This is a genomic window from Microcystis sp. M_QC_C_20170808_M3Col, from assembly GCF_007095505.1.
GTDB lineage: Bacteria > Cyanobacteriota > Cyanobacteriia > Cyanobacteriales > Microcystaceae > Microcystis.
The window spans coordinates 1-9,827 of sequence record NZ_SFBY01000362.1 but is presented as its reverse complement, the minus strand read 5'-3'; the positions used below and the strand labels follow the sequence as shown (position 1 = coordinate 9,827).

At 43.0% G+C, this 9,827-nt stretch carries 8 protein-coding genes; 3 read left to right on the top strand and 5 right to left on the bottom strand.

Annotation, left to right across the window (positions count from 1 at the left end):
• The first annotated feature begins 1,018 nt into the window (after nt 1-1,018).
• A complete protein-coding gene (locus EWV84_RS16575; protein WP_287078891.1) occupies nt 1,019-1,282 on the top strand; it encodes a type II toxin-antitoxin system Phd/YefM family antitoxin in 264 nt (87 codons plus the stop codon).
• Between the two features lie 596 nt (nt 1,283-1,878).
• Here EWV84_RS16575 and EWV84_RS16570 read toward each other — a convergent pair.
• On the bottom strand, nt 1,879-3,072 hold the full coding sequence (locus EWV84_RS16570) for a Coenzyme F420 hydrogenase/dehydrogenase, beta subunit C-terminal domain (RefSeq protein ID WP_287078890.1): 1,194 nt from the start codon (nt 3,070-3,072) through the stop codon (nt 1,879-1,881).
• Nucleotides 3,073-3,186: 114 nt separating this feature from the next.
• Nucleotides 3,187-4,104: a histone deacetylase family protein gene (locus EWV84_RS16565; protein WP_287078889.1), complete on the bottom strand. Its 918-nt coding sequence runs from the start codon at nt 4,102-4,104 to the stop codon at nt 3,187-3,189.
• Nucleotides 4,105-4,262: 158 nt separating this feature from the next.
• Here EWV84_RS16565 and EWV84_RS16560 point away from each other — a divergent pair, with 158 nt between their 5' ends.
• On the top strand, nt 4,263-5,132 hold the full coding sequence (locus EWV84_RS16560; protein WP_287078888.1) for an alpha/beta fold hydrolase: 870 nt from the start codon (nt 4,263-4,265) through the stop codon (nt 5,130-5,132).
• Nucleotides 5,133-5,211: 79 nt separating this feature from the next.
• Nucleotides 5,212-6,150, top strand: coding sequence for a glycosyltransferase family 2 protein (locus EWV84_RS16555; protein ID WP_061433408.1), 939 nt, complete (start codon nt 5,212-5,214; stop codon nt 6,148-6,150).
• Between the two features lie 64 nt (nt 6,151-6,214).
• Here the strand turns inward: EWV84_RS16555 and EWV84_RS16550 are convergent, their stop codons facing one another.
• The 3 genes from EWV84_RS16550 to EWV84_RS16540 all read right to left on the bottom strand — a co-directional run bounded on the left by EWV84_RS16550 (nt 6,215) and on the right by EWV84_RS16540 (nt 9,461).
• Nucleotides 6,215-6,391: a hypothetical protein gene (locus EWV84_RS16550; protein WP_287078887.1), complete on the bottom strand. Its 177-nt coding sequence runs from the start codon at nt 6,389-6,391 to the stop codon at nt 6,215-6,217.
• A 34-nt stretch (nt 6,392-6,425) separates the two neighbouring features.
• Nucleotides 6,426-7,850, bottom strand: coding sequence for an ammonium transporter (locus EWV84_RS16545; protein ID WP_287078886.1), 1,425 nt, complete (start codon nt 7,848-7,850; stop codon nt 6,426-6,428).
• Nucleotides 7,851-8,024: 174 nt separating this feature from the next.
• Nucleotides 8,025-9,461 (bottom strand): ammonium transporter, encoded by a 1,437-nt coding sequence (locus tag EWV84_RS16540; protein ID WP_287078885.1) that lies wholly within the window; start codon nt 9,459-9,461, stop codon nt 8,025-8,027.
• Between the last annotated feature and the right edge of the window lie 366 nt (nt 9,462-9,827).

Sequence of the window (9,827 nt, the reverse complement as noted above, 5' to 3'; positions counted from 1 at the left end):
GACGGAGGTTATAAGGAATGAAACCCTTATAGAGACAGACGTTGCTGCAATTTTTGTCAATTGTTTTTGATCTAGAGCGAACTAATTAATTAAATCTTTTGCCAGATAAGGATTTAGTCGATTTATGCAACCCTATTGAACCATACCAAGTAACGAAGAACCAGAAATTATAACTTTCTTTATCCTCAATTATAACAGTAATTTCTGGATTATTTAATAGGATTAATTCTCCTGCGTACAGACCTTTGCCTCCCTTTCAATCAGGAGCGCAGAACCATTCGCTAAAACCTGGTCGAGTATTGGCTTTTTTTCCTTACTAGATATTTTGGCATTAGCGGGCTATTTCACCTGAAAATATAGACCATTTTCTTGATTACAAAGTAAGAAAAAAACTCGGCGTTGCTGAATCAAGGTATGAATGACAACCTTGCACCCATCCAAAAGTTAGTTTGGGTCTAGGTTTTAAAAATCCCACAAAAGAAGATTCATATCTCAAATCAGCAACGCCAATAGGGTTTGTAGGCGCACGGATTTTCCATTATGAATGTACTATCATGTCAAGTCGCCTTTGTCAAGAGAAAATTTTTTCAAATCAGGATTTAGGATCGATCATCGTTTATGATAGTGTCCTTCAGCAACAACAAAGTTTTAGATACTTTACCGACTGACAGTGCAGAACAACACAATCAGAGTATTCATTCAATCATTTCAATCACAGTTTAGACTGATTATGTGATGGACTATGATTGAAGTGATAAGTGATAACTACAATTATGGATAATTATAGGAGGATGCTGTCTGGACTGTGATTAGGAGAGATTGTTAAATCCCTACAATAATTTTCATTATTTCATCATCAAAAAAGGATTTCAAAAAGTGCCGACCCTTGGAGTGATTGGGGGGAAAATTCAGGGACTTTTTCCCTGAAAATTAGGTAATTGACCACCTGAAAATGGGTAAAACCCCACACCCCAACCCCCAACCCCCACCAACAAACTTTTTGCCGCAAACCCTAATTATGATCAAAAAAGTTAAAATCGCCGATGCTCAAAGCGATTTACCAAGTCTCATTAAATCGGTTACGGAAGATAACAAAATTTATGCCATTGAGAATCAAGAGGATTCTGTAATTTTGATTTCCCCAAAAAACTATGAAAGTTTACAAGAAACCATCGAATTACTATCTATTCCCGATTTAAGAGAAAGCTTACAACTATCTTTACAGCAAATTAATGAAAATCAAACCTATTCTTTTGAGGAAGTTTTGGGAGACATTGATTAATGGTTTATGAAGTCAGCATACAACACAATCATAGTATTCATTTAATCATTTCAATCACAGTTTAGACTGATGATGAACAGAAGTTAATCTATATTCATCGTACTAAAACCCATTATGGCGAATAAGCTAGACCTTGAAAATTCTTGAAAAGAGCGTCTGTAGGCGCACGGCTTTTCCATTATGAATATAATATCATGTCAAGAGGCTTTTGTCAAGAGAAATTTTGACAAAATCCAGTAAAACCTAGGGTGCGTTAGACGGCAAAAACTTCTGCTTTGACTTGAAGCTAACAATCCGTCGTAACGCACCACCTATCATCGACTGTGGTTGGTATAATTATGTGATGGACTATGATTGATTATTGATAAAAGTTGGCTAAATACAACACAATCATAGTATTCATTCAATCATTTCAATCACAGTTTAGACTGATTATTTATTCACCCTTTTGCCTCTTGCCTTTTGCCTGTCATCATAAGTAGTCTATACTCAACGGATTTAGTATTATATTATTCCCAAGAAAGGTACAAATCAGCTAAAAATGTTAAGAAAGCGAGGCAATTTTTCTCTATTACCCCGCCCAAGTAAGTGAATAATTAATCGGGCAATTTATACTGTTCCACAATCTTTTTAGCATATTCAGGAACATGGTTCGCTAATTTTTCAGGATAATTACGTTTAACATAAAGGTAATTACGGGTAAAGTGAGAATCGATGGAAAAGCGAGCGTATTCTAAACCTTTAGGCCCGATTTTTTCAATTACTACTCCCATCATTTTTGCCGCCCACATCGGCAATGTTACACCTTTGTCGTAGGCAGGAATGCTATTTTGTACCGCCGGTTTTCTATCACCACTAGACATAACATCTTGGGTATCTAATTGGTCTTTAACTAACTCTAACATTTCCTTGCCCGTATCATTACGAACGACAATCCATTGCCAGCCAAAAGGCGCGCCCATATAGCCCACAACTAAATCGGCAAGGGAGTTAACATAATCAAAACAAGTCATACAGGAAGGGGCAAAAACATCCTTTAATTTATTAGTCTTTAAGCCAAAAAAGGGAACCATTTCGATCGAGCCGTCTTCGTGTTTAAAGTGTACCCGAAAATCCTGCATAAATTCGTAATGAACCACGGTTTCTGGGGAACGACTGGTAGTTTCTAGAAACTTTTGCAGTCCTGAGCGGGTGACATTATCGACGCAGGGAGTTCCTAAGACATACAATTTTTCTAAGCCTAATTTTTTTTCTACTGCTCTTAGGGCTTGAATTTGACAACCAACTCCGATAACTAATAACCGTTTCATGCCCGATTTTTCAATTTCTTCTAGGACTGATAAATTGGGAGAAAGAGTCGGTTTATTAACTTTAGCGGCAAGGATTTCTTCAGTGGTACGGGCGAGAATCGGTTGCGGTTGAAAGCGATCCTCGGCGGTATTCTGCACACAAACCACCCCTTCTACCAAACCACGATCGAGCATTTCACAGGCAATTGTACTGACAATTCCTGTCCATTGCGCCCCGGAGATGGCTTGTTTTTTCTTGGCAGCCATCATCTCTTGATGAACACCAAAATAGAGATCATTTTCCTGATTTAAGTCGCGACTTTTGCCGTGTGCTTCTGCTTCTAAATCGGCGATTTGTTGATTCAGAAAAGCACAAGCTTCTTTAACATAGTGAATATAATAAGTGTCACAAAGTCCGCACTCGCTACACAATTCTTTGGCAGGACGACGACTATTGGGTTTGAGGGCTTTGGCTTTTAGGTGTGGCGCAAGCGAGTTCATAATCTTAAAAGGCAACTAGGTCAAGGGTTTTTTCTATCGATCGTTTACCTTACCGCATTCGATCGCTTTGTTACCAATCTTTTTAAAGAAATGTAACGATTACCTGGAATAGGATCAGAGCAAAGCTTCTAAGGTGGCGACGACGGAAGCCGCTAAAGCTTCTAAATCATAACCGCCTTCTAAGCCAAAAAGCAGCGGTTTATTGAGAGTTAAGAGGTATTTCGTTAAAATTCCATAATCTTGTGGTTGTAAACAAATGCCCGCCAGAGGATCCGCTTGATTGGCATCATATCCAGCACTAACAATCACTAAATCCGGTTGAAAATTTTTCAGAAAAGGTATGACTTGCCCCTCAAAATGTTCTTGATAATCTTTAATGGTACTTCCCGCCGGTAAGGGAATATTCAAAACATTATCAAACTCCCCTTTTTCTCTCGCTTCTCCCGTGCCGGGATAAAAGGGGAATTGATGGAGGGAACAATAGGCAATCTGGGGATGATTTTCGACTATATCCTGGGTGCCATTGCCGTGATGCACGTCCCAATCAAGAATCGCTACTTTTTGCACTCTTTTGTTTTCTAAAGCATAATAGGCGGCAATAGCAGCATTAGAAAACAGACAGAAACCCATGCCATAATTAGAAGTGGCATGATGACCGGGAGGACGGGCTAAAATAAAGGCAGGATCGCCGGTGGATAAGACTCGATCGACTCCATCTAACCAGCCACTAACCGCTAGTAACGCCACATCGTAACTACGGGCAGAAACGGGAGTATCTGCATCCAATCTTCCACCGCCCCGTTGACAAATTCGCCGCAATCTATCAACATAATCTTGATTATGAACTTGTTTTATCAAAGGGATTACTTCGTCACGAATTTCGATCGGTGTCGGTAAATGCCATGTTAATTTTGACTGCCATTCTGTTTGTTTTAAAGCTCCGACAATTGCCGTTAAACGCGCCGCTTTTTCGGGATGGTAAATACCTGTATCGTGATCGAGAAATTCATCGGAATAGATAATCGAGATCATAATCAAATTACTGCTTAACTCGTTGGTTTTTGAGCAACCTAATGGTTTTAATCTACCAGAAAAGCAGCGGCTTGAGGGGCTATAGTGAAAAAACTTTACTGATTGGGTCACTTTGGCCGGATGATGCAATTATCTTTCCCTAAGGTGACAGGAAAAAAATGCTGACAAATTTTCGGAAATTTCAACTAGAAGTTAATGGCATTACTATCAATGGTATCAAAGGTGGGCGCGGTTTTCCGCTGCTTTTGCTCCATGGTTATCCCCAAACCCATCAAATGTGGCATAAAATTGCCCCCCGATTAGGGGCCAATTTTACGGTTATCGCCACGGATCTGCGCGGCTACGGGGATAGCGATAAACCCTTACCCCTAGAGGATTCTAGCAATTATTGCAAGCGAGTCATGGCCCTCGATCAGGTGTTGCTGATGGAAAAATTGGGTTATCAGGAGTTTTATCTGATCGGCCACGATCGAGGGGCGCGAGTTTCCCACCGTCTCGCCCTTGATTTTTCCGAAAAGGTAAAAAAACTCGTTTTACTCGATATAGCCCCAACGCTGGCGATGTACGAGGCTACCAATCAAACTTTTGCTACTGCCTACTATCATTGGTTTTTCTTGATTCAGCCTTCCCCTTTTCCTGAAACCCTGATCGCCGCTAATCCCGATTATTATCTGCAACATTGCTTGCAAAGTTGGGGGCGAGATTTTAGCGCTTTTACAGAGGAAGCTTTGGGGGAATATCAGCGTTGTTTTCGAGATTTGAGGACAATAACCGCCACCTGTGCCGATTATCGGGCTGCCGCTACCATCGATTTAGAGCATGATCGTCAGGATTTAGACCGGAAAATTTCCTCCCCCCTCTTGGTTCTTTGGGGAGAAAAAGGTTTCATTGCGCGTCAATACGATGTGATCGCTCTTTGGCAGCAGCGAGCTAATCAAGTCACTGGACAGGCGATCGCCAGTGGTCATTTTTTACCGGAAGAAGCACCGGAAGAGACGGGACAGGCGATCGAGGATTTTCTTCAATAAGTAAAGATATTGACAGCATAATTCTCCCAGTTAGGAGTGAGATTTTTCAATCAATTACCGATCAAATATTATTATGCAAATGCTAAAATATTCCCTGATTGTCCCCATCTATAACGAGGAAGAAACTATTGCCGAACTATATCGCCGGGTGAGTGCCATCATGAATAATTTAGATGGGGAGGTAGAATTAATCCTAGTAAATGATGGTAGTAAAGATAGTTCCTTAAAACTGCTGCGAGAACTGCACAAAGCTGATTCACGAGTGTGTTATATCAGTTTCGCCCGCAATTTTGGTCATCAAGCGGCGGTGACAGCTGGACTTAATTTTTGCCGAGGACAAGTAATTATTGTTTTGGATGCCGACCTGCAAGATCCGCCCGAATTAATTCCCCAAATGATTGAAAAATGGCAAGAGGGGTATCAAGTAGTTTATGCCCAAAGAACCAAAAGAAAACAAGAAAGTTGGTTTAAAAAACTGACGGCCTATCTCTTTTATCGTTTGCTTAAAAGACTAGCCGATGTGGATATTCCCGCCGATACAGGAGACTTTTGTTTAATGGATCGTCAGGTAGTAGATCTATTAAATTCTCTCCCAGAAAGAAATCGTTATATTCGTGGGTTGCGCGCTTGGATTGGCTTTCCACAAACTGCGGTTAAATTTGAGCGGGATGCGCGCTTTGCCGGGGAAGTAAAATATACCTTTAGCAAATCATTATCTTTAGCTATTAATAGCCTAGTATCTTTTTCTCGTGTCCCCTTACGTTTTGCTACCTATCTAGGATTATTTTCTGCCCTGATATCTTTGATTATGGCTCTGTTAGTATTATATTGGCGTTTACAGCAGCCCAACTCACCGATCACTGGTTTTGCCACGATTATGATCGCTATATTTTTTCTGGGTTCTGTACAGCTAATTAGCATCGGAATACTAGGAGAATATATCGGCAGAATTTACGAGGAAGTTAAAGGCAGACCCACCTACACAATTGCTGAGTTAGCTGGCTTACAAATTTCTTGATTCTTGTCAGTAAGAATCGCTAATTTTTTGCTGTTTTGCCCATCTAGATAAAACTTGATCCTCCCTAGCGATCGCTACTCATGCGGCCTTGGCGGAGAGTTTTTGGGTCTTGGAGAATCTCTGGACAATAACGATCGAGCATTCTTTGCCAGCGACGGACAGGATCACAATCCCCGGTGACAGAGACAAGACGACCAAAAACGGAATTTTTTAGCCCAGTTTCACAGGGACGAAATTTCATTTCTGTTAGCTGGACTGATAGCTGATTGGAATCGCTAATAATTTTCTTGCGGATTTGTGGCACCAGGATTTTCTTGGTAGGAAAGGCTGTTACCAAACTCGAATTCCTGTCCGTAGGCTTCCTCTCCGTGTTGAGGCACATCTAACCCTTCTGCTTCCGTATTCGGTTTAACCCGCAGATCCATGAATAAACTGAGAACTTTCAGGATGACAAAAGTACCCACGGCAGCAAAGATATAAGTAGCAGCAACGCCAACAAATTGCGTCCAGACTAAGCCTGGGTTGCCAAATAGTAAACCGTCATTACCCGAAGAATTAACCGATTTAGTCGCAAAAACCCCCGTAAGGATTGCCCCTACCGTTCCACCCACACCATGGACGGGATAGGTATCCAAAGAGTCATCAAAGCGCAATTTTGCCCGCAGACTAACCGCAAAAAAACAGCTAAGGGCAGTGATCGAACCAATGAGAATCGCCCCGATCGGCAGCACATAGCCGGCAGCGGGAGTAATACCCACTAATCCCCCTAAAAATCCACTAGCAATACCGATCGCCGTCGGTTTACCCCGTAAAATCCATTCTATAAGCATCCATGTCAAACCACCGGCCGAAGCGGCGATCGTGGTATTAACAAAAGCTGTCGTGGCTAGGGAACTAGAGGAAAGCGCGCTACCACCATTAAAACCAAACCAACCGAACCAGAGTAAACCGATACCTAGGAGAACAAAAGGCACATTATGGGGTGCATAGGCTTGGACACCAAAACTACGCCGCGGACCGATCATCCAGGCGGCCACCAGTGCAGAAATCCCGGAACTAATGTGAACAACGGTTCCACCGGCGAAATCCAGCGCCCCAGTGGCCGCCAACCAACCCTTACCCCAAACCCAGTGAGCTAGGGGAGAATAGATAAAGGTGGACCAAAGCAGTAAAAACCAAAAATAGGCTTTAAAGTTGACCCGTTCCACGATCGCACCCGAAATTAAAGCCGGGGTGATGATCGCAAACATCATCTGATAGACCATAAACACTTGATGGGGAACGGTGGGTGCATAACCGATATTGTCAGGTGTGGCCGCAGTGACACCGTTAAGAAAAATCCAATCTAGTCCCCCGATAAAAGCTTCGATCCCTTCGCCAAAACCACTTTTACCCGGGGTGACATCGAAAGCGAGACTATAACCCCAAAGCACCCAAGTTACACCGATGACGCCCATGGCCACCAAACTCATCATCATGGTGTTGAGGACGTTACGGGAACGTACTAAACCCCCATAAAAAAAGGCCAGTCCGGGGGTCATTAATAAAACTAAAGCTGAGGAGATCAGCATCCAAGCTGTATCCCCAGCACTAATCGGATTGGGGGGAGCGGCGGTGATGGTTTCCGCAAAAACTGGGGCAACTCCGCCATTGAATCCCAGTCCCAGCAAAAGTACGGTTATTCCTACGATCTTTTTCATTGTCGGTTGGTGGTTAGTAGCAAGATTAATTTTTTCTGTCCGTAAAGAGACAAAAACCGAAAGAGAAAAGGTTTAGAAGGCAATTATAGCCATTGATCGCATCGGGGCGAGGCCTTCTTCTTTTTCTCTTTAACTTTGTCGGGTATCAATTAATCTATCTTTACAAGGTTTAACCTAACGAGTGCTAGGCGTTTCCATGTCAACACTGGAAGCATAATAGCTACCAGCGACGATATCGGACTCCTTGACGAAACCGCTATAGGCTTCCATGCCGTGTTCGCCTATATCCAGACCTTCCAATTCTTCTTCGGGAGTAACACGAATACCGAGGGTAGCCTTGAGGATTGTCCAAACAATACCACTAACAATCAGGGTAAATGCCCCTACTGCTACAATCCCGATAATTTGGTTAATCAACAGTTGGAATTGACCGGTGATTAAACCGGCATCTTTGTTGAAGATACCGACGGCTAAAGTTCCAAACACACCACAGACGAGGTGAACGGAAGTCGCACCCACCGGGTCATCAATTTTCAGGTTATCGAAGAAACCCACCGAGTAAACCACGACTACGCCGGCGATTAAACCGATGATTGCCGCCGACCAATAGGATACACCATCACAACTGGCAGTAACGGCTACTAAACCGGCCAGAATACCGTTAATAATCATCGAAAGGTCGGGTTTACCATCTTTGAACCAAGCGGTAAGGGTAGCGGCAATGCCACCCGCGGCCCCGGCGAGGTTAGTGGTGACAGCGATATAGGGTACAGTTTCATTAACCGCTAAAGTAGAACCGGGGTTAAAACCAAACCAGCCAATCCAGAGAATTAAACAACCCAGGGTTGCGATACTCATGTTATGGCCGGGTAAGGCACTGGTGCGACCGTTAATGTATTTACCCATTCTCGGGCCGAGAATTGCCGCCCCAGTTAAAGCAGACCAACCACCCACCGAGTGAACCACCGTCGAACCGGCGAAGTCTTTAAAACCAAGGTCGGCTAACCAACCGCCACCCCAAACCCAGTGACCAGTGATCGGGTACATGATACCGACAATAATTAAGCTAAAAACTAGGAAATCGACGAATTTAATCCGTTCTGCCACTGCCCCAGATACAATGGTGGCTGCCGTTCCCGCGAAAGCGACTTGGAACAGGAAGAACACCGAGGTGGGCAAAGAGGCAGGCATGACGTAGGTGGCAGGATCGCTACTGCTGAGGAACCAACCTCCTGCACCGAAAAATTCGTTACTGACAGACCCAAACATCAGCGAGAAACCGATCGCCCAAAATGATATGGTGGAGAGGGCGAAAACGATCAGGTTTTTGGCGAGAACGTTAACGGCGTTTTTCTGGCGACAGAATCCCGTTTCTAGCATCGCAAAACCTGCGTTCATAAAGATCACGAGGATGGAGGCAATTAAAACCCAGATTGTATTGAGGGCGTTTTGGACATCTTCGGGGGTTAAGGGTTTCGCCTCTTGGGCTTGTACGGCTGTGTTCCAAACCACAAAAATAATCGCGGACAAAGGAACACAGGCTAACCAGACAGGGTTAATTTTCGGTAATAAACCGACAAGTTCCCCAGATTTTCGAGCAATTCGTTTCATCGTTAATTCGTTGACTTTGTTGAGTTAGTAGGTCGATTCATTACTTTTGAGAATAATTACCGAGCAATTATGTCCTTTCCACCGCTAAATCCTAGGAACATAGGTCAATCATTTCAGAAGACCAAACACCTAGGGATTTATCTTGATCTGTGAGTAGTCAATGCTTTTCGATCTTTGTTTTTTTGATCTGAGATTTCTGTATCCTCTGATACGTTTCACTTTAAAATAGCAATAGTAGAGAAGTTATGGCTCTTCTGGTTTCTGTGTGGAAACGAGGTCTATACTGATAGTTTCTTCCACAAAATAGTCCTAAAAGTCTTGCCCAGTAAACATTTCACGATTCTATAAGCAAAAATTATCACACAA